Origin of the sequence: Rhodopseudomonas sp. P2A-2r, assembly GCF_026015985.1 — a bacterium.
Taxonomy (GTDB): domain Bacteria; phylum Pseudomonadota; class Alphaproteobacteria; order Rhizobiales; family Xanthobacteraceae; genus Tardiphaga.
Genome location: NZ_CP110389.1, coordinates 1,451,832 through 1,472,148, shown reverse-complemented (window position 1 = coordinate 1,472,148; position 20,317 = coordinate 1,451,832). Strand labels below are relative to the sequence as shown.

The window sequence follows — 20,317 nt, the reverse complement described above, 5'->3', positions numbered from 1 at the left end:
GACGAACGCTGCGTTCCCCGGGCGCGGCGCAGCACGAAGTGCTGCTCCGCAGACCCGGGGTCCAGGATCCTTGTTTGCGAACCGGGATCCCGGATCTGCGAAGCGGCATGTCGGCGATGCAAGAGCATCGCCTGAGAATGCCGCATCGCGTCCGGGAAATGCGACGGCGCTCGTGAACGTCGCCCCTACATCGCCTCGTAATTCGGTCCGCCGCCACCTTCGGGCGGCACCCAGGTGATGTTGCCGTTGGGGTCCTTCACGTCGCAGGTTTTGCAGTGAACGCAGTTCTGCGCGTTGATCTGGAAGCGCGGACCGGTGGATTCCTCGACCCACTCATAGACCCCCGCCGGGCAATAGCGGTTCGACGGGCCGGCGAATACGTCATGCTCCGACGACTTCTGCAGCGCCATGTCGGCGACCTTGAGATGGACAGGCTGGTCCTCCTCGTGATTGGTGTTGGACAGGAACACCGAGGACAACCGGTCGAAGGTCAGCTTGCCGTCCGGCTTCGGATAGGCGATCGGCTGGTAGTTCTTCGCGGGCTTCAGCGTCTTGCGATCCGGCTTGTCGTGCTTGAGCGTGCCGAACAGCGAGAAACCGAAGGTGTTGCACCACATGTCGAAGCCGCCCAGCGCGTTGCCGACGAGGGTACCGAACTTCGACCACAGTGGCTTGGCGTTGCGCACCGGGAACAGGTCCTTGCCGATCGACGACGCCCGCCAGCCGTTCTCGTAATCCACCAACTCGTCATTGGCACGGCCGGCCTTCAGCGCAGCGTCGACGTGCTCGGCGGCCTGCATGCCGGACGCCATGGCGTTGTGCACGCCCTTGATGCGCGGCACGTTGACGAACCCCGCCGCGCAACCGATCAGCGCGCCGCCCGGGAAGGTCAAACGCGGCACCGACTGGTAGCCGCCTTCGGTGATGGCGCGCGAGCCATAGGCCAGCCGTTTCGCACCGACAAAGGTGTCGCGGATCAAGGGGTGGGTCTTGAAGCGCTGGAATTCCTCGAACGGATAGAGGTAGGGGTTTTCGTAGTTCAGATGCACCACGAAGCCGACGGCCACCAGGTTGTCGTCGTAGTGATACAGGAACGAGCCGCCGCCCACGTCGTTGTCGAGCGGCCAGCCGAACGAATGCTTGACCGTGCCCTTCTGGTGTTTCGCCGGATCGATCTGCCAGATTTCCTTGAGGCCGATGCCGAACTTGCCGGGCTCGCAGTCCTTGTCGAGGGCGAATTTGGCGATCAGCTGCTTGGTCAGGCTGCCGCGCGCGCCCTCGGCGAACAAGGTGTACTTGCCGAGCAGCTCCATGCCGCGGGTGAAGCTGTCCTTCGGCTTGCCGTCGCGGCCGATACCCATGTCGCCGGTGGCGATGCCGCGCACCGCGCCGCTCTCGTCATACAGCGTCTCCGCAGCAGCAAAGCCCGGATAGATCTCGACGCCGAGCGCTTCCGCCTTGGCGGCCAGCCAGCGCGTCACCATGCCCAACGAGGTGATGAAGCAGTGATGGTTGTTCATCAGCGGCGGCATCAGGAAGTTCGGCAGCCTGAAGCCGCCGGTCTTGGTCATGAAATAGAACTGGTCGTCCTTGACCTGGGTCTTCAGCGGACAGTCGGCATCCTGGCGCCAGTCCGGGATCAGCTTGTCCAGCGACACCGGATCGATCACCGCGCCGGAGAGGATGTGGGCGCCGACCTCGGAGCCCTTTTCCACGACCACCACGGTGAGTTCCGCGTTGAGCTGTTTCAGCCGGATCGCGGCGGCCAGGCCCGACGGGCCGGCGCCGACGATGACGACGTCGAATTCCATGGACTCCCGGGGCGGCAGTTCGTCGGTGCTCATATTGTGATCTCGATTTGGTCTTATGCCCGTTTCAGAACGCTTCTAGGGTGGTTGTTTCCGATTTTTGGCGGAAGAACAAGCACAACGACAGAAATGCGACGCCGGGCGTTCCGTTGCGGGGCGATCCGTTCTAGATTGGCGGCATGTTGTTGACGCCGCGCCATGACGCCTGACCCCGCCCCCACTGTGCACCAGTTGCTGGCCTTCTACCTCGAGGCCGGGGTGGACTGCGCGCTGATGGACGAGCCGGTGGACCGGATGTCCGACGTCGATGTGGCCGCGACCGTGCGGGCGGCGGCCCAACCGGCCCCGCAGCGCCGGACGCTGGCCTCGATGGACGCCGAGGCCAAGCCGAAGCCGCCGGCCAAGGTCGAGATCGCGCCGGAAGTCGCCATCGCCGCCGCGCGGGATGCCGCGCGTACCGCCCCGTCGCTGGAGGCGCTGCGCGGCCTCATGGACAAGTTCGAAGGCTGCGCGCTGAAATCCACCGCGACCCAGTTGGTGTTCGCCGACGGCAACCCGCAGGCCCGCATCATGTTCGTCGGCGAAGCGCCGGGCCGCGAGGAGGATATAGAGGGACTGCCGTTCGTCGGCCGCTCCGGCAAGCTGCTCGATCTGATGCTCAAGGCCATCGGCCTCGACCGCACCACCGTCTACATCGCCAACGTGATTCCGTGGCGACCGCCAGGCAACCGCACGCCGACGCCGCAGGAAACCCAGACCTGCCTGCCCTTCATCCAGCGCCACATCGAACTGGTCAATCCGGACATCCTGGTGACGCTGGGCAATCCTTCGACGCAGACCCTGCTGCAGACCAGGGACGGCATCATGAAATCGCGCGGCCGCTGGGTCGACTACGACACCGGTACGCGCACGATTCGGGCGATCGCCAGCTTCCACCCCGCCTATCTGCTGCGCTCGCCGTCCTACAAGCGCATGGCGTGGCTGGACCTGCGCGCGATCGCCAAGGCGCTGGAAGCATTGCCGGCAAGATAATACGGGCGAGACGGCGCTGGTCGCCGCGGCGCCGACCAGGAATAAAAGAAGCCCCTCCTTGCGGAGAGGGCTTCCGGATCATCGCCTGATGGACGACGCTTAGTCCTCGTTGCCGCCTTCCTGACGGCTGGCCTCGAACAGGAACCAGGTCCTGCGCTCGGTCTCATCGATGAAGTTTTCCAGCAGCCCGGCGGTGGCGGCGTCCTCGACGTCGTCGACGACCTTGTGCGCCTTGCGCATCGCGGCGGCCATCGCCTTGTTGTCGTTCATCAGTTCGCGCAGCATTTCACGCGGCGGAACATAGTCCTCGTTGTTGTCCTTGATGGTCTGCAGCTTGGCGATCTCGCCGATCGAGCGCACGGTCCGGCCGCCGACCTTGCGGACCCGCTCCGCCAGCGCATCGGTGGTGGCGAAAATCTGATCCGACTGCTCGTCGAGCATCAGGTGATAATCCCGGAAATGCCGGCCGCTGATGTGCCAATGGAAGTTCTTGGTCTTGAGGTAGAGCGCGAAGGCGTCGGCGAGCAGCACGTTCAACGTCTTGGAGATCTTCTCCACGGCCGCGGACGGCAGATCGGTCGGCGTATCGAGATCGGGAGCAACTTTGCTTGCAGTGGGTGTTTTACTCACGGTGGACCTTCCTTTGACATTTGGGAACGCTGATTCGACGCTCAAGCGGCGGAGCGATGCGGCAACAGAATCCGGTCATTCTCCCCAAGCCTGCCCGACTGTCTTGAACAAAGATCACGTCTTCACGATGAAACCCGACAGGTTTTACAGGAGTGAAGAGGTTTCCCTTGACGCCAAAACGCTCTAGAGAATGCCTAACGCAGCACGATTATCCAGGTTCCATCGGCGGAACAAACAATAACCAGGCCCTAGCCCCATGGACGAATGGATCGATTATTACGATTCCACGCACACGATTTATGCCAGCAGGCTGCATCGTGACGTGCACTTCGAGGTCATTGCCCGGGAAATTATCGGCTACATCGGGGCGCCCGACGCCGTGGTGCTGGACTTTGCCTGCGGCGAGGCGCTGTCCGCCGGCCGTGTGGCCGAGGCCTGCGGCAGGCTGATTCTGTCCGAGCCCGCGCCGGGGGTTCGCGGCCGGCTGGCGGCCCGCTTTGCCAGCAATGCCAAAATCGAGGTGCGGTCGCTCGACGAATTGCCGGGCCTGGCCGAAAACTCCGTCGATCTGGCGATCATGAACTCGGTCAGCCAGTACATGAGCCCGGCCGAGCTGGACTCGGCTTTCGCGGTGATCCGCCGCCTGCTGAAGCCCGCCGGGCGGCTGGTGGTGGGCGATGTGCTGGCGCCGGAGACCGGAATGGGCCGCGACGTGATCGCCCTGCTCCGCCTCGCCTGGACCCACGGCTTCATGAAGGATGCGCTCTGGGGACTGGTGCGCACCGCGCTGTCGGACTACCGGCAGTTGCGGGCCAAGGTCGGGCTGCAGCGTTACAGCGATGCCGAGATGATCGCCCGGCTCCAGACGGCGGGCTTCGCCGCCACGCGGGTCCCCGCCAACATCGGCCATAACCCATGGCGCATGACGTTCGTCGCCCAGCACGCCCTCTGATACCTTCCCGGCGCATAGACATTCTTAAGCCTACCGGTAATTAAAAGTGGCCTGCCGGCCTATGATCGGTATGATCGTCGGCGGCCCGGTGGCGGAAGTTACGCGGGGGCAGTGCATCGCTCTTCATCCTGGTTCAAGTCCAGGCCGGGCCTCCAGCCTCCGCCGCTTCGGCTCGGCAAGCCCTATTGCCACGAAGGCCGCCCCACCTTGCTTCGACGAGCGATCCGCGCCGGTATATTCCCGGTTGACGGCGGCTTCAAAAGCCTTCCCCGCCCCGGCAATGTGGTCTAAAGACAGCCGCGCGCGGGGTCGACTTTGACTTCGAGGTTGGCTCGGCGCCCAGGCCCAAGGGACGCGCGACACGCGCGCCCTTTTTGTGCCGATTTGACACCACTCGCGAGATGCAATGCCCAAACGCACAGACATATCCACCATCCTGATCATCGGCGCCGGTCCCATTGTGATCGGCCAGGCGTGCGAATTCGACTATTCGGGCACCCAGGCGGTCAAGACGCTGAAGGAAGAGGGCTACCGGATCGTCCTGGTCAATTCCAATCCGGCGACCATCATGACCGACCCGGAATTGGCCGATGCCACCTATATCGAGCCGATCACCCCGGAGATCGTCGCCAAGATCATCGAGAAGGAGCGCGGCGACCGTTCCAAGGGCTTTGCGCTGCTGCCGACCATGGGCGGCCAGACTGCGCTGAACTGCGCGCTGTCCCTGCGCAAGCAGGGCACGCTGGAAAAATTCGACGTCGAGATGATCGGCGCCACCGCCGACGCCATCGACAAGGCGGAGGATCGCCAGCGCTTTCGCGAGGCGATGACCAAGATCGGGCTGGAGACGCCGCGTTCGGTGCAGGTCAAGAACCTGCCCGACGCCTTGCGCGCCCTCGACGTGATCGACTTCCCGGCCTTGATCCGCCCCTCTTTCACCATGGGCGGCACCGGCGGCGGCATTGCCTACACCAAGGCCGAATTCATAGAGATCGTCGAGCGCGGCATCGACGCCTCGCCGACCTCCGAAGTGCTGATCGAGGAATCGGTGCTCGGCTGGAAAGAGTTCGAGATGGAGGTGGTCCGCGACAAGAAGGACAACTGCATCATCGTCTGCTCGATCGAGAACATCGATCCGATGGGCGTGCACACCGGCGACTCCATCACGGTCGCGCCGGCGCTGACGCTGACCGACAAGGAATACCAGATCATGCGCGACGCCTCATTGGCGGTGCTGCGCGAGATCGGCGTCGAGACCGGCGGCTCCAACGTGCAGTTCGGCGTCAATCCCGCCGACGGCCGCATGGTGGTGATCGAAATGAATCCCCGCGTGTCGCGCTCCTCGGCGCTGGCGTCGAAGGCCACTGGCTTCCCGATCGCCAAGGTCGCCGCCAAGCTGGCGGTCGGCTACACGCTCGACGAAATCGCCAACGACATCACCGGCGGCGCGACCCCTGCGTCGTTCGAGCCCACCATCGACTACGTCGTCACCAAGATTCCGCGCTTCGCCTTCGAGAAATTCCCCGGCGCCTCCACCACGCTCACCACCTCGATGAAATCGGTGGGCGAAGTCATGGCGATCGGTCGCACCTTCCAGGAATCGCTGCAGAAGGCGCTGCGCGGGCTCGAGACCGGCCTCACCGGCCTCGACGAGATCGAGATCGACGACCTCGGCCGCGGCGATGACAAGAACGCCGTCCGTGCCGCTTTGGGCACGCCGACGCCGGACCGCCTGCTGCAGGTCGCGCAGGCGATGCGGCTCGGCTGGAGCGACGACGACATCTTCACGTCCTGCAAGATCGATCCCTGGTTCCTGTCGGAGATGCGCGGCATCGTCGACATGGAGGCCAAAGTGAAGGCCAACGGCCTGCCGGGCAATGCGTTCGGCATGCGCTCACTGAAGGCCATGGGCTTCTCGGATGCGCGTCTCGCCGGGCTCACCGGCAAGACCGAAGTCGAGGTCAGGACTCTCAGGCGCTCGCTCGACGTCCGCCCCGTGTTCAAGCGCATCGACACTTGCGCCGCCGAATTCGCCTCGCCCACCGCATATATGTACTCGACCTACGAGTCGCCGTTTGCCGGCACCACGGCCGACGAAAGCCGGCCCTCGGGCAAGGACAAGGTGATCATCCTCGGCGGCGGTCCGAACCGCATCGGCCAGGGCATCGAGTTCGACTATTGCTGCTGCCATGCCTGCTTCGCGCTGCATGACGTCGGCTATGAGACCATCATGATCAACTGCAACCCGGAGACGGTGTCGACCGACTACGACACCGCCGACCGGCTGTACTTCGAGCCGCTCACCGGCGAGGACGTGCTGGAGATCATCGAGACCGAGCAGCAGAACGGCAGGCTGCACGGCGTCATCGTGCAGTTCGGCGGCCAGACCCCGCTGAAGCTGGCGCATACGCTGGAAGACGCCGGCGTCCCCATTCTCGGCACCTCGCCCGACGCCATCGATCTCGCCGAGGACCGCGACCGCTTCAAGCGCGTGCTCGACAAATTGAAATTGAAGCAGCCGAAGAACGGCATCGCCTACTCCGTCGAGCAGGCGCGCTTGGTGGCGTCCGACCTCGGCCTGCCGCTGGTGGTGCGCCCGTCCTACGTGCTCGGCGGCCGCGCCATGCAGATCATCCGCGAGGAGAGCCAGCTCGGCGACTACCTGCTCGGCACGCTGCCGGAGCTGGTGCCGGGCGACGTCAAGGCGCGCTATCCCAACGACAAGACCGGCCAGATCAACACCGTGCTCGGCACCAATCCGCTGCTGTTCGACCGCTATCTGTCGGACGCCATCGAGATCGACGTCGACTGCCTGTGCGACGGCAAGGACACGTTTGTCGTCGGCATCATGGAGCACATCGAGGAAGCCGGCATCCACTCCGGCGACTCCGCCTGTTCGCTGCCGCCGCATTCGCTGGATGCCGCAATGATTGCGCGCCTGGAGGCGCAGACCCGCGACATGGCGCTCGGCCTCGACGTGGTCGGCCTGATGAACGTGCAGTTCGCCATCAAGGACGGCGAGATCTACGTGCTGGAGGTCAATCCGCGGGCGTCGCGCACCGTGCCCTTCGTCGCCAAGGTGATGGGTATCCAGGTCGCCAAGATCGCCGCGCGCATCATGGCCGGCGAGAAGCTCGCCTCCTTCAATCTGCAGAAGCGCAAGCTCGACCATGTCGGCGTCAAGGAATCGGTGTTTCCCTTCGCCCGCTTCCCCGGCGTCGATACCGTGCTCGGGCCGGAGATGCGCTCCACCGGCGAGGTGATGGGCATCGACCGTTCCTTCGAGGTTGCGTTTGCCAAGAGCCAGCTCGGCGGCGGCACGCGCGTGCCGCGCAAGGGCACCGTCTTCGTCTCGGTCCGCGAGGACGACAAGACCCGCATCCTCGAGGCGGTCAGGCTGCTGTCGTCGCAGGGCTTCAAGGTGCTGGCGACGTCCGGGACCCAGCGCTTCCTGGTCGACAGCGGGGTCCCCGCCGTCAAGATCAACAAGGTGCTGGAAGGCCGGCCGCATATCGTCGATGCCATCACCAATGGCGAGATCCAGCTGGTGTTCAATACCACCGACGGTCCGCAGGCACTGGCCGACAGCCGATCGCTGCGGCGCGCTGCCCTCTTGCATAAAGTTCCGTATTACACCACTCTTTCGGGCGCCGTTGCGGCCGCGCAGGGAATCCGGGCCTATCGGGACGGGGACCTTGAGGTCCGCACACTGCAGAGTTACTTTTCCGAAACCTGATCCCGGCCGGGCCTGACCGGACCCGATCAGCAATAAACAGGGCATGACTGGAACTCGCCAGTCATGTCATTGTTCTGTTTCGGCGCTTGTTCGCACGTGAGAGCACGGTCGGCCGCATGATCCGGACCCGCTGTCCTGATTTGTGATAAGATCCTGCTTCGATCGATGATCCGGACGACATGAGGCTGCGCGCATCGCTGCGCCGCCACCTGCCAAATTGCACTGTAATGCGTGCGCCGCATCGGCGTATGCATGACGTTAGAGGACGAAGAAAGATGGTTGAGAAGGTCCCGATGACCGCCGGCGGCTATGCCGCCCTCGAGGTTGAATTGAAGGAGCGTCAGACGGTGAACCGCCCGCGGATCATCGAGCAGATTGCCGAAGCCCGCTCCCATGGCGACCTGTCGGAAAACGCCGAATATCACGCCGCGAAGGAAGAGCAGTCGCACAACGAGGGTCGCATCAACGAACTCGAGGACAAGCTGGCGCGTGCCGAGATCATCGACATCAGCAAGCTCTCCGGCGACACCATCATGTTCGGCGCCACCGTGACTCTGATCGACGAGGACACCGAGAAGAAGGCGGTCTGGCAGATCGTCGGCGAGCCGGAAGCCGACGCCAAGAAGGGCCGCATCTCGATCACCTCGCCATTGGCGCGCGCGCTGATCGGCAAGGCCAAGGGGACCTCCGTCGAGGTCGTTGCTCCCGGCGGCGCCAAGGCCTACGAGATCACCAAGGTTGAGTGGCGCTGAGCCTTTCGCATAGCCACCAGCAACAAAGGCCGCGCCCACCGCGGCCTTTTGCTGCGCCATGCAACCGTCCGTCCCGCCGATCAATCAAAAGCGAGGAAGACCGGAATAATTGTCACGCGGCTGTGTTTAACAGGCCTGTGCTTTTGAACGCGGTTGGCTTGAAAACTGCTTTCAATCGTGTTCGGACAACGCACTACTCGCATCACAATCGTCTACATCTCGACTGGGGGACTATTCATGAATTTCGATTCCATCGCCGCCAAGTATCAGCCGGCGGCGCTCAGCCTGTTTCGCTTCATCACCGGCCTGCTGCTGTTTCAGTACGGCGTCGCGAAGATCTTCAAGTTTCCGGCCGTGCCGTATTTCGCCAAGGTCGAACTATTTTCGCTGATCGGTGCGGCAGGCACTATAGAACTCGTTCTCGGCGCGTTGCTGATGGTCGGTCTTTTCAGCCGTCTGGTGGCCTTCATCCTCGCGGGCGAAATGGCGTTCGCGTACTTCATCGGCCACATGTTCAAGGGCGCCGAGCCGGTGTTCCTGCCGCTGCTCAACGGCGGCACCGCCGCGATTCTGTTCTGCTTCGCCTGCCTGTATCTGGCGACGTCCGGCGGCGGCCCGATCAGCCTCGACGCGATGCTGCGCAAGAAGAGCTGAGATTTCCTTCGACTTCGGGAAGCCCGCGTTGTTCTCAACGCGGGCTTTTTCGTGCATCGCAATTACTTGCCCCGGACGCGGCGCATCACGAAGTGCTGCTCCGCGTCCGGGGCAAGTGAATCAGCCCGCGACCTTGAGCTCCAGCGGCACAGCGGCGGCATATTTCGAGTTGTGCAGCACCAGCGACGTGCGCACGTTCCGCACGTGCGGCGCGGCGGTGAGCTGGCCGACGAACTCCTGGAACGTCGCCATGTCCGGCGCCACGCATTTCAGGATGAAGTCGATCTCGCCGGACAGCATCCAGCATTCCCGCACCAGCGGCTCCTTGCGGACGAAATCCTCGAACGCCTTGAGGTCGGCGTCGGCTTGGCTCGACAGGTGGACCGAGGCGAACACCGTGACGTCGAAGCCGAGCAGCCGCGGATCGAGCAGGCCACGATAGCCCTGGATGTAGCCGGCCTCTTCCAGCGTACGCACCCGGCGCAGGCAGGGCGGCGGCGAAATGCCGACCCGGCGCGCCAGTTCCACATTGGTGATGCGGCCGTCGGCCTGGATTTCACTGAGAATCTTGAGGTCGATCTCGTCGAGACTTTTCGGCACGCGGGGCAGGTCCTGGCTGGTGGCAGAGGTCGGTTCGTTCTCTTCCCCCAAGTTCATAGCCTAAGCGCCCGGTTTGGCGCAATTTTATTGCGCGTGCGGTGCAGAAATTAAGCGTCATCCGTGGAAAATCTGCGTGGACGGATTGCAATTCTTGCATAGCTCGCCAGATAACCTAGACTTAAGTCAGACTCGGATTTGCCACTTTCCGGTCGCCGCGACGCTGTCGCGTGAGCATTTCGCATCACAACTGACCAATTTCCCTTCAGAAAGGGATTCTGACCATGGCCGCCCCCATCCACGCCAAAGTTGTCATTATCGGTTCCGGTCCCGCCGGCTACACCGCAGCGATCTATGCCGCGCGGGCGATGCTGGAGCCCGTGCTGATCCAGGGCATCCAGCCGGGTGGGCAGCTCACCATCACCACCGACGTGGAAAACTATCCCGGCTTCGCCGATGTGATCCAGGGCCCGTGGCTGATGGAGCAGATGGAAAAGCAGGCGGCCCATGTGGGCACGAAAATCGTCACCGACCTCGTCACCGAGCTCGATCTGGCGCAGCGCCCGTTCCGGCTGGTCTGCGACAGCGGCGACATCTATCTGGCCGAAACCGTGATCCTGGCCACCGGCGCGCAGGCGCGCTGGCTCGGCATCCCCTCGGAGGAGCAGTTTCAGGGCGGCGGCGTCTCCGCCTGCGCCACCTGCGATGGCTTCTTCTATCGCGGCAAGGACGTCGTGGTGGTCGGCGGCGGCAACACCGCGGTCGAGGAAGCGCTGTTCCTGACCAACTTCGCCGCCTCGGTCACCATCGTCCACCGCCGCGATCATTTCCGCGCCGAACGCATCCTGCAGGAGCGACTGTTCAAGCATCCCAAGATCAAGGTGATCTGGGATTCGGCGATCGACGAGATCTGCGGCACCGCGGGTCCCGCCAAGGTCACCCATGTGCGGCTGAAGAACGTCAAGACCGGTGCGACGACGGACGTTCCCGCCGACGGCGTGTTCATCGCCATCGGCCACGCCCCGGCCACCGACCTGGTCAAGGGCCAGATCAAATTGCGGCCGTCGGGCTATGTCGAGGTTGCGCCGAATTCGACCGCGACGTCGGTGCCCGGCGTATTCGCCGCCGGCGACGTGGCCGATGAAACCTGGCGCCAGGCGGTCACCGCTGCTGGCATGGGCTGCATGGCCGCGCTCGAAGTCGAACGTTATCTGGCTGCACACGCCCACGACCGCGCAGCGGCGGAGTAATCATGGCACGAACTCGCGACGGATTCACGGATATGGACTGGGATAAGCTGAAGGTGTTTCACGCGGCGGCGGAGGCGGGAAGCTTCACCCATGCCGGCGAACAACTCGGGCTGTCGCAGTCGGCGGTGTCGCGCCAGGTCAGCGCGCTAGAGCAGGAACTGTCGGTCTCACTGTTTCATCGCCATGCCCGCGGCCTGATCCTCACCGAACAGGGCGACCTGTTGTTCCGCACCGCCCATGACGTGTTCATGCAGTTGCAGGCGGCACGCGCCAAGCTCACCGACAGCCGCGAACGGCCGAGCGGCGATCTCAAGGTCACCACCACCCCCGGCGTCGGCATCAACTGGCTGATTCCGCGACTCGGCGAATTCACCGCGCTGTATCCTGAAATCAGGATCTCACTGATCGTCACCGACGAGGAACTCGACCTGTCGATGCGCGAGGCCGACGTGGCCATCCGCACCCGCAAGCCGACCCAGCCCGACCTGATCCAGCGCAAGCTGTTCGCGATGGGCTTCCACGCCTATTGCTCGCCCGAATACGTCAAGCATTTCGGCACGCCGCGCACGCTGGAAGAACTCGATGGCCATCGCATCATCATGCTGAGCGACAGCCAGGTCGCCGTGCACCTGCAGAACCGCGCCTGGCTGATCGAGGCCGGGCGCAATGGATCCGGTCCGCGTGAGCCCTATTTCAAGGTCAACAACGTCCTTGGCCTGGTGCGCGCCTGCCAGCAGGGCCTCGGCATCGCCGCCCTGCCCGACTATCTGGTCGAGGAGAACAACCGACTGGTGCAGCTGTTCAGCGAGTCCGACTCGATTCAGCTCGATACCTACTTCGTCTATCCCGAAGAATTGAAGACCGTGGCACGTGTCCAGGTGTTTCGCGACTTCATCGTCAGCAAGGCGCAGCGCTGGCCTTCGTGAGTTCCAGTCCATCCCCGGACTCGCATGACTGACATGCGAGGTGAGGCGTTGCTCACCAGCGCCGGCAGGGGACATAATCCTTGCACGCTGAGAGCCCGTTCTGCGCTTTGTCCCCCTCCTCCAGCGGAGCGGGTTCTCAGTTATCCCTCTTGGAAGGTGATTGTGTCGGCCTCACGTGGCCAATACCTCAAGCCGGGCTCATTTGAGTCCGGCTTTTTTGCGTGGATGGCATGGTTGCCGCACGTGGCCGTCGAGGCTCACCGCGAGAGGCTCGGCATCAGCGATGCCGGCGCCGGACAACGCCACGCGCAAACACCGCCCGATCGCCCACAGCAAAAAACGCGCGAACCTCGCGCGCCTCAGTCGTCGGAGTCAGACGGAGATTATGCCGCCTGCTTGTGCATGGTGCCGGTGGCCGATGCGCTGCCGCGGATCGCCTTGATCGAGCGTTCGATGGCAGCCCACAGCTTGCTGATTTCGCCGGCCGCGCGACCCTCGGCGGCGTATTCGCGTGCACCTTCACCGTTGCCCAGCGCCATCAGCAGATCGGCGCGGTTGGTGATCTGGCCCGCCCAGACCGGCGCCTTGAACTTGGCGAGGGCTTCGCGCGCGATGGTCACGATGCGGCTCTCCACGTCGTCCCGGCGCGCCGGTGCACCGTTGATCACGACGGCATAGGGCTTGCGGGCGGAGCGGCAGCTTTGAATGGTGTCCTGCACGGCATTGACGTCGAACACGCCGGGACGCGCCGGAATGATCACCATGGTGGCGTTCTTGATGGCATCGTCCACGACCGCCGAGGTGTTGGGCGGGGTATCGATGAACACCCACTCGACTCCATCGCGCTTGGCGGCGGCGACGATCTCGCTGACGGTGCGATTGGCAACCTTCAGCGGCGGCTCGTTGGTGCCCCGCAGCTTGTGCCAAAGCGTGAGTGATCCCTGCGGATCGGCATCGATCAGCAGGCACGGCTTGGAAGACTTGTGAACCTGTGCAGCAAGATGAGCGGCAAGGGTGCTTTTTCCCGAGCCACCTTTACGCGATGCAAAAACAATAACGTTCATATGTCCGGCCTCCTGATTGACCCCAGAAGGCGAAAATGAATCAGCGCGCTGATTCGTTAAAGGAAAATTTATCGCCTGCTTCACTTTAGCGGTCGGGTTTATCCGCCATGCTGTCTTTTGAGGCACACAATGCGGTGCAGCAGGCTAAAAATGAGTCAGTCGTGCGACTGAACCGTGACTGCGACAACTATCAAACTGCTATTTGTGTTGTTTCGCGCGCTGACGCTCGACCCACTTGCGCTCCAGCCATCCCAGCGACTTCGCCGTCGGCTTCTCGAGGATGGGAACGTCCTGGGCGATCAACGCCACACCAAGCGGCAGCATCCACAGGCCGAGCACGGGAAGAAAGCTGAGGGTCCCGCCCACCACCAATAGTCCGGCGAGCGGAATTCTCAGCAGGCGGGACGAGGGCCTGCGCAGCCAGTTGATGAACTGCGCCGGTTTCGGCGGCAACCGGTCGGCAAACCGCGTGAAATGTCGGTCGATCTCGGCTTTGTAGTCAGCGCTCAAGATGATTCTCCTCACCGCCGGACATGTGGCCTGACGGCATCGTTACCAACGCGTCAGCTTGTCGCGGCGCGACTTTCCGGCCGGTTGACTGACAGCGCGGCAGTTCGGCCAAGCTGCCGACCGGCACAGCGAACGGCCGATGCGCCGTCCTGCAACGATCGCTTCAATTCTTGCGGCGCGGAGCCTTCGCCTTGCGCGGCTTGATGCTGAGCGGCTTGCGGGCGGTGACCGGCGTCAGCGCGGGCGACGGTTCGGACTCGCGAAAGAAGGCCCGGCAGCCGGGGCTGAGCTGCGCCCGCTGACGGATCATGCAGGCGGTGATCCGATCGACGTCGGGAATATCCGAACTGCACAGCCGCATCGCGTCACCGGTGCACAGCTGCTCCTGCTCCGGCGAGTAGGCCTGGGCGGCGCCCGCCAGCAGCAACAGCATGATCGCCGCGCCCAGCGTTGTGTCGCGGCGCAGTCTCCCGCAGCGTCCCATCAAATCCTCCCTCGACGTGATTGACGACGGCAAAATGTCCGTGAAGCGCGCCGCCTTTGCAAGCCCTGCGCGGGGCTGAGAAAGCGGACGGGGTGACACGGTGTGTCAGGCGGGTGATGTTGCCCTGCAGGCCGCATACATCCAGCCATCACGGCGACATGCACCATGAGGCGACGCTCGGTCCGGATCTGAAAGCTGGACGGGGAGCATGGTACAGTTGGCTGGCCTCGAACCAGCGACCTCCTGCTCCACAAACAGGCGCTCTAACCAACTGAGCTACAACTGCATCCCTGATCGGCCCCTGCGAGGGGTCGCGAACAGGCGGGAAACTAGATGCAACGCATCTCTTTGGCAAGGCCGCGAGGAGGCTGAAATCGCCTTGTTGCGGCGAATTCAGCCGATGTGCGCGGCGAAATCGGCAGTTCTTGCGCGGGCTCGCCCGATCCCGGCAAAACAAAGCCCGGGCCGCCGGCCCGGGCTTCGCAATCGTCGCTCGCCTGCTCGCTTAGGCGGCGGGCTTGAACAGCTTTGCCGCGCCGGTCTTGATCGGCTCGGCGGTCTCGGAGGCGATCTTCTGGCCTATCTCGGCCAGTTCCTTGGTCTGGCCGGTCAGGGTCTCGACCTGGCTCTTGGCGAAGGCGCTGAACAGCTCCATCGCCGCCGCCGGTGACTTCACGCCGATCAGCGACTGCATGAAGTCAAAGCCGGCATTGGTGTTGGTCTTGGCGATGTCCAGCAGCTTGGCGGAATAGTCGGTCGCGCCCTTGGTCGCGGTCGAGAACACTGCCTCGACGGTGCCGTTGTGGGTTTCGGCGGCGTCCTTGAACTTGGCGTAGCTCTCGCGGGCCTGCGACACGCCCTTTTCGGCGAAGGCGCGAACCTGCTCGGGCATCTGGAACGGAATGACGGAGGAGGAGAACGGATCGTTGGATTCAGCCATGACGTGCATCCTTCGTGTTGAGGGGACCGTGCCACGCTCCCTGACGGCGTGTCCCCGCCGACCGGGTGGCAAATTACGCAATCGGTAGAGAGATTGAGCAATATCCTGTCGGACTTGTGCAGCGCAACAGAATATTGCAACGCAAAAACGTATAGCAGCCCTTACCCAGATGCACGTTCCCGGCAATGGAACCGGATTCGTGCAACCCAGGGTAAGGTATCCCGTTCTTGACGGTTCTGGTTCTCGTCAGTTTTTCGGCTTGGCCGCTTCCATGGCGGTCTGGGTCATGATCTGGCCCATCTCGCTGGCCTGCTCTGCCAGTGCCTTCATTTGCGCCTGCACGTATTCGCTGTGAAGCCGCATGACGTCGCCGAGATCCTTGGCGTGCAGCAGCTGCTGGGCGTAATCCAGCGACGCCTGCACGTTCTTTTCAGCGAAGCCGATGGCCCGGGCGCTGATGTCCTTGGCGCCGGCGCGCACCGTGGCGCCCTTGTCCTCAATGCTGCTGGCAGTCTGCTGGGCGCTGGCCAGAAAGTGTTCGAAGGTCTTGCGCGCCTGCTCGAAGCTCGCTTCCGCCATCGACTTCATGTCCTTGGGAATTTCAAAACGTTCGTCGCTCATGTCCCACTCCTGTGTTGCAGGGCCATCCACAGCCCTGGCTCCCCGTTCGCCCACTGAAGTTAACCACCGCAGACGTCGCCGCTGTGACGCGGTCATCCGTCGCCGGCCGGCTTGCATCGTGAACCTTTGTTCCGGTTTTGCAACTGGTGCAACGCAGGGCTGTGTCGGGAGTTTCGGCCATGCGGCAATTAAGCCTGTTGGCGTTTTGGCCTGTACGGGGCGGCCAGCAGCGTGGACCTGACGGTCGCGGCAGGCGATAGTAACGAAGCGTTAAGCCTGACATCCTTTGGCCGTGCATATCTGGTCCCTGATTATCGGACGCCGACAAGAATCAGTCATGAAATACCTATGAGCAATGCGGAATTCCAGTTGCGGGGCGTCGGCGATGCCAGGCTGGCGGTGCATGCGACCAGCCATCAGCCGGTCTGGCTGTGGTCGGTCGACGGCACCCGCATCCTGTGGGCCAATCCGGTCGGCGCACGGCTGTTCGGCGCGCGCAACGGCGCGGCGCTGGCGGCCCGGGCCTTCGGCCCCGCCGATCCGCATCGCCGCCAACTGGCGCAGCTCGCACCGCGGCTGTCCGCGACCGGCGCGGTGCGGCTGGAACGGCTGCGCGGCTTCGGTGCGGCGCCCGGCGGGCTGATGACCTGCGCCTGTTCACGGCTCGAATTTGCCGACGGCAGCGCCGGCATCCTGGTGGTCGCCGCCGCCTTCACCGGCCGCGGCATGCCGCTGGTGGAGCGACTCCAGAACCTCGTTGAAGGCATCGACACGCCGATCGCCAGCTTTGCCCGCGACGGCCTGTTCATCGGCGCCAACGATGCCGCCCGCGCTTTGCTCGGCTTTCGCAACCTGTCCGAAGCCGGCCTCGAGACCGCGCGCAGCGACGCGCTGAAGGATGGCCGCGTCGAAACGCCGATCGGCTTCGGCCACGTGGTGCTGCAGCGCGTCGGCAGCGGCGCCGATGTCGGCCTGGTCGCGCTGATCGCACCCGCGCCGGCGTCTCCGGCGGAGCCAATGCCCGCGCCAGCCGTCGCCGAAATCGAACCTGCAGGGCTCGCCGGCGAACCAACCGACATGCCCACGCCCCACAAAATTCCGGCTGCGACCGAAGTGTCCGAACCAGCGGGCGCCATCGCTGCAGCGGCGGAGGAAGAGTCCGACCGCGTTGCCGAAGAACTTCTGGAAGCCAGCATCGCCGACACCATCGCCCATGCCGCCATAGATACTTCGTCGGTAGCACCTGATGAATTTCCGGCGCTTGAGCCTTCGCCGGTTATCGAGGCCGTGGCCGACCAGCCCGCGTTGACAGAAGCTGCGCCGCCAGAAGCTGCGCCAGTGGAAACGCCGGTCGCGGAAGAAGCCCCGGCGCAGCCGACACCTGCCATGGAAACTGCACTGGAAACGCCGCCGGAGCCGCCGGTGCGTCGCCAGCCGCTGCGCTTCACCTGGCAGATGGATGCCGACGGCCGCTTCGCGCTCGGCTCCGACGAATTCACGCGACTGCTCGGATCCCGCACCAGTGCGAGCTTCGGCCGCCACTGGCGCGAGATCGCCGAAGATTACGGCCTCGATCCCGATGGCCGCGTGCTCAGCGCGGTGGCCACACACAATACCTGGAGCGGCATCACCTTGCTGTTTCCGGCGGATGGCGGCGCGCGGTTGCCGGTCGAGCTGTCGGGCCTGCCGGTCTACGATCGCGCGCGCAATTTCGCCGGCTACCGCGGCTTCGGCGTGTGCCGCGATCTCGACGCGCTGGCCCGGCTCGCGGAGTTGCGGCGCCACGAATTCGTCGGCGAGCCACCGCCGCAATCGCTGTCGGCGGACATCGTCCAGGCCGGCCCGGCCGCGGACCATCCCGACCAGCCGGACGACTCCGGCGCCCCACCATCAGATATCGAAGCGGCCGCCCGCGAACCCCAGAATCAAACCGAACCGGACACCACCGTGGAACCTCCCAAGAATGTCGTGCCTTTCCGGGCGAGCGACCTGAAATCGCCGGCACTCACGCCCGTCGAAAACAGCGCCTTCAACGAGTTGGCGCGGCAGTTGTCGGCGCGGCTCGAAGCCGAGACCGGGCTGACCGGCGAACCGCAGCCGAGCCCGCTTGAGGCCGAGGAAATGCTCGCGCAGATCGAGGCGTCGGACGCGCCGGCCTCGGCCAGCGACGCGCCGGACTGGCTGGCGGAGCCGGCGCCGCCGGCGCGCGGCGAGGTGATGCGCGACAAGATCCTGCTCGATCTGATGCCGGTTGGCGTGCTGATCTACCGGCTCGACCGGCTGCTTTATGCCAACCCGGCATTCCTGGCCCGCACCGGCTATCCGACGCTGCACGCGCTGGAAGACGCCGGCGGCCTCGACGTCCTCTATGTGGAGCCGAGTGTCTCCGGCGGCAGCACCGCCGATGGCGGCAAGGCCGTCACGATCTCCGGTACCGATGCCGGCCAGGCGTCCCCGCTGCAGCCGACCGACGCCAAGCTGTTCCCCATCACCTGGGACGCCGACCCGGCGCTGGCGCTGATCTTCGAACAGGCCGGCAGCGAACCGCGACCCGAGCCCGCGACACCGGCCGTGCCTGAAGGCGATGGCGCCGCCGACGCCGAAGAGCTCGGCGCCATCCTCGACACCACAGCCGAAGGCATCGTGATGTTCGATGCCGAGGGCAACATCAATTCGTGCAACCGCAGCGCCGAGGCGCTGTTCGGCTATGACGGCGCCGCGCTGACGCAACGCAATCTGGTCGACCTGTTCGCGCCGGAGAGCCAGCGCGTGGTCGGCGACTATCTCGACAGCATCAAGAGCGCGAGCGTCGCCGCCATGCTCGACCACGGCCGCGAGGCGCTGGGCCAGGTGCGCGAAGGCGGTCTCGTTCCGCTGTCGGTGATGATGGGCCGGACCCGCGAAGACGGCCCCAACTTCTTTGCCGTATTCCGCGACCTCACCCAGATCAAGAAGACCGAGACCGAGTTGCTCAATGCGCGCCGCCAGGCCGACCGTGCCGCCACCGCCAAGGCCGACGTGCTGGCACGTATCAGCCATGAGGTTCGCACCCCGCTCAACGCCATCATCGGCTTCGCCGAGGTGATGACCGAGCAGCGCTTCGGCCCGCTCGGCAACGAGCGCTACGTCGAATACATGAAGGACATCCGTGTCTCCGGCGAGCGCGTGATTGCCATCATCAACGACCTGCTCGACCTCAGCCGCATCGAGACCGGCAATCTCGATCTCGCCTTTACCAACCAGAACCTCAACGAGATGGTCGAGCAATGCGTCGCCGTGATGCAGCCGCAGGCCAACCGCGGCCGCATCATCATCCGCACCTCGCTGGCCCATACGCTGCCGCGCGTGGTGGCCGATGCCCGTGCGCTGCGCCAGATCGCGCTCAACCTGATCGGCAATTCGATCCATCTGGCCAATGCCGGCGGCCAGGTCATCGTCTCCACCGCGCTGAGCGATTTCGGCGATGTGGTGCTGCGGGTCCGCGACACCGGCCAGGGTCTCAATGACAATGAACTGGCCGCTGCCATGGAACCGTTCAACAGCCACGCCCCGGCCGATCACACTTCGGAAAGCGCCGGCGTCAGCCTGTCGCTGACCAAGGCGCTGGTCGAAGCCAACCGCGCCCGCTTCCAGATCAAGACCGCGCCGAGCTCCGGCACGCTGATCGAGGTGGTGTTCTCGCACGCTCCGGCGAAGGCCTAGACCAACAACAGTCGAGGCCGGTCGGGAAAGCGCCGGCAGGAGATGACCTCGGCTTGATGATGACCCGCTAGCGGTCGGAATGCGGCAACATTCGTAACAGCGTGCGGTCGTGAAAGACCCGATGATGGATCAGGGCCGCGGTGGCGTGAAGGGCCGCCAGAAGCATAAGCCCGTGGGCCATGATTTCATGTACTTCCTTAACATTGTGAGCGAAGGCCCGGTCACGGATCCATGGCGACGGGATTTCCGCCAGCCCGAATAGCGGTAGTGCATCACCGCGCGCGAATTGCAGGACAATCCCCGCGACCGGGACCGCAAGCAGCAACGCATACAATGCAAGATGGACGAGCCCGGTTGCGCGATCCTGCCACACGCCGAGCGAAACAGCCTCGGCAGGCGGCGGTGGATCAATCAAACGCCACGCGACACGCACCAGCAGCAGGATGATGACCGCGAGCCCTGCGGTGTCATGAAAAAATGCCCCCGCAGAGCGCAGCGCGCCTTTGGGCAATTCATCGCCGAGAATCCCGAGAAGCCACGCGACGACGACCAGGACCACCGTCAACCAGTGCACGGCCTGCGGGATTGCGCCGTAATTCTCTGCGGAGTTGCTGAGCTGCATCGCATATCCCTCCCGCGACAAATGACAAACCTACGGT

17 protein-coding genes and 1 tRNA gene are annotated in these 20,317 nt (G+C 64.2%); 8 read left to right on the top strand and 10 right to left on the bottom strand.

Annotation, left to right across the window (positions count from 1 at the left end; translation table 11 throughout):
- Positions 1–185 precede the first annotated feature (185 nt).
- Positions 186–1,844 carry an electron transfer flavoprotein-ubiquinone oxidoreductase gene (locus ONR75_RS07090; RefSeq protein ID WP_265081984.1) on the bottom strand — a complete coding sequence of 553 codons (1,659 nt, stop codon included), beginning with the start codon at positions 1,842–1,844 and terminating at the stop codon, positions 186–188.
- 162 nt (positions 1,845–2,006) lie between these two features.
- On the opposite strand from ONR75_RS07090, the gene ONR75_RS07085 reads away from it, so the two are divergent.
- Positions 2,007–2,840, top strand: a complete 834-nt coding sequence (locus tag ONR75_RS07085; protein ID WP_265081983.1) for a uracil-DNA glycosylase — start codon at positions 2,007–2,009, stop codon at positions 2,838–2,840.
- A gap of 99 nt (positions 2,841–2,939) precedes the next feature.
- Here the strand turns inward: ONR75_RS07085 and ONR75_RS07080 are convergent, their stop codons facing one another.
- On the bottom strand, positions 2,940–3,470 hold the full coding sequence (locus ONR75_RS07080) for a Dps family protein (protein WP_265081982.1): 531 nt from the start codon (positions 3,468–3,470) through the stop codon (positions 2,940–2,942).
- 256 nt (positions 3,471–3,726) lie between these two features.
- Between ONR75_RS07080 and ONR75_RS07075 the strand changes: the two genes are divergently transcribed.
- The 4 genes from ONR75_RS07075 (at position 3,727) to ONR75_RS07060 (ending at position 9,564) form a co-directional block, all read left to right on the top strand.
- The gene (locus tag ONR75_RS07075; protein ID WP_265081981.1) at positions 3,727–4,422 is read left to right on the top strand and encodes a class I SAM-dependent methyltransferase; all 696 of its coding nucleotides are present in this window, start codon (positions 3,727–3,729) and stop codon (positions 4,420–4,422) included.
- A 406-nt stretch (positions 4,423–4,828) separates the two neighbouring features.
- Positions 4,829–8,158, top strand: coding sequence for a carbamoyl-phosphate synthase large subunit (gene carB / locus ONR75_RS07070; RefSeq protein WP_265081980.1), 3,330 nt, complete (start codon positions 4,829–4,831; stop codon positions 8,156–8,158).
- 275 nt (positions 8,159–8,433) lie between these two features.
- Entirely contained in the window at positions 8,434–8,910 is a 477-nt protein-coding gene (gene greA, locus ONR75_RS07065; RefSeq protein WP_265081979.1) for a transcription elongation factor GreA, read from the top strand.
- A 237-nt stretch (positions 8,911–9,147) separates the two neighbouring features.
- Positions 9,148–9,564, top strand: a complete 417-nt coding sequence (locus ONR75_RS07060) for a DoxX family protein (RefSeq protein WP_265081978.1) — start codon at positions 9,148–9,150, stop codon at positions 9,562–9,564.
- Positions 9,565–9,684: 120 nt separating this feature from the next.
- Here ONR75_RS07060 and ONR75_RS07055 read toward each other — a convergent pair whose 3' ends face one another.
- Positions 9,685–10,164, bottom strand: coding sequence for an Lrp/AsnC family transcriptional regulator (locus tag ONR75_RS07055; RefSeq protein ID WP_265083567.1), 480 nt, complete (start codon positions 10,162–10,164; stop codon positions 9,685–9,687).
- Between the two features lie 281 nt (positions 10,165–10,445).
- Between ONR75_RS07055 and trxB the strand changes: the two genes are divergently transcribed.
- Both trxB and ONR75_RS07045 read left to right on the top strand, forming a co-directional pair.
- Complete coding sequence (trxB, locus tag ONR75_RS07050) at positions 10,446–11,411, top strand: thioredoxin-disulfide reductase (protein ID WP_265081977.1); 966 nt, start codon at positions 10,446–10,448, stop codon at positions 11,409–11,411.
- Positions 11,412–11,413: 2 nt separating this feature from the next.
- On the top strand, positions 11,414–12,337 hold the full coding sequence (locus ONR75_RS07045; RefSeq protein WP_265081976.1) for a LysR family transcriptional regulator: 924 nt from the start codon (positions 11,414–11,416) through the stop codon (positions 12,335–12,337).
- A gap of 383 nt (positions 12,338–12,720) precedes the next feature.
- On the opposite strand, the gene ONR75_RS07040 is transcribed toward ONR75_RS07045, so the two are convergent.
- The 6 genes from ONR75_RS07040 to ONR75_RS07015 all read right to left on the bottom strand — a co-directional run bounded on the left by ONR75_RS07040 (position 12,721) and on the right by ONR75_RS07015 (position 15,956).
- Positions 12,721–13,401, bottom strand: a complete 681-nt coding sequence (locus ONR75_RS07040; RefSeq protein WP_265081975.1) for a ParA family protein — start codon at positions 13,399–13,401, stop codon at positions 12,721–12,723.
- Positions 13,402–13,599: 198 nt separating this feature from the next.
- A complete protein-coding gene (locus ONR75_RS07035; RefSeq protein WP_265081974.1) occupies positions 13,600–13,911 on the bottom strand; it encodes a hypothetical protein in 312 nt (103 codons plus the stop codon).
- A 163-nt stretch (positions 13,912–14,074) separates the two neighbouring features.
- The gene (locus ONR75_RS07030) at positions 14,075–14,395 is read right to left on the bottom strand and encodes a hypothetical protein (RefSeq protein WP_265081973.1); all 321 of its coding nucleotides are present in this window, start codon (positions 14,393–14,395) and stop codon (positions 14,075–14,077) included.
- Positions 14,396–14,604: 209 nt separating this feature from the next.
- Positions 14,605–14,681: transfer RNA gene (locus tag ONR75_RS07025), tRNA-His, on the bottom strand.
- A gap of 219 nt (positions 14,682–14,900) precedes the next feature.
- The gene (locus tag ONR75_RS07020) at positions 14,901–15,335 is read right to left on the bottom strand and encodes a phasin (RefSeq protein WP_265081972.1); all 435 of its coding nucleotides are present in this window, start codon (positions 15,333–15,335) and stop codon (positions 14,901–14,903) included.
- Between the two features lie 246 nt (positions 15,336–15,581).
- Complete coding sequence (locus ONR75_RS07015; protein WP_265081971.1) at positions 15,582–15,956, bottom strand: phasin family protein; 375 nt, start codon at positions 15,954–15,956, stop codon at positions 15,582–15,584.
- Positions 15,957–16,304: 348 nt separating this feature from the next.
- Here ONR75_RS07015 and ONR75_RS07010 point away from each other — a divergent pair, with 348 nt between their 5' ends.
- Entirely contained in the window at positions 16,305–19,658 is a 3,354-nt protein-coding gene (locus ONR75_RS07010; protein ID WP_265081970.1) for a PAS domain-containing protein, read from the top strand.
- A 67-nt stretch (positions 19,659–19,725) separates the two neighbouring features.
- On the opposite strand, the gene ONR75_RS07005 is transcribed toward ONR75_RS07010, so the two are convergent.
- On the bottom strand, positions 19,726–20,280 hold the full coding sequence (locus ONR75_RS07005) for a cytochrome b (protein ID WP_265081969.1): 555 nt from the start codon (positions 20,278–20,280) through the stop codon (positions 19,726–19,728).
- Positions 20,281–20,317 lie beyond the last annotated feature (37 nt).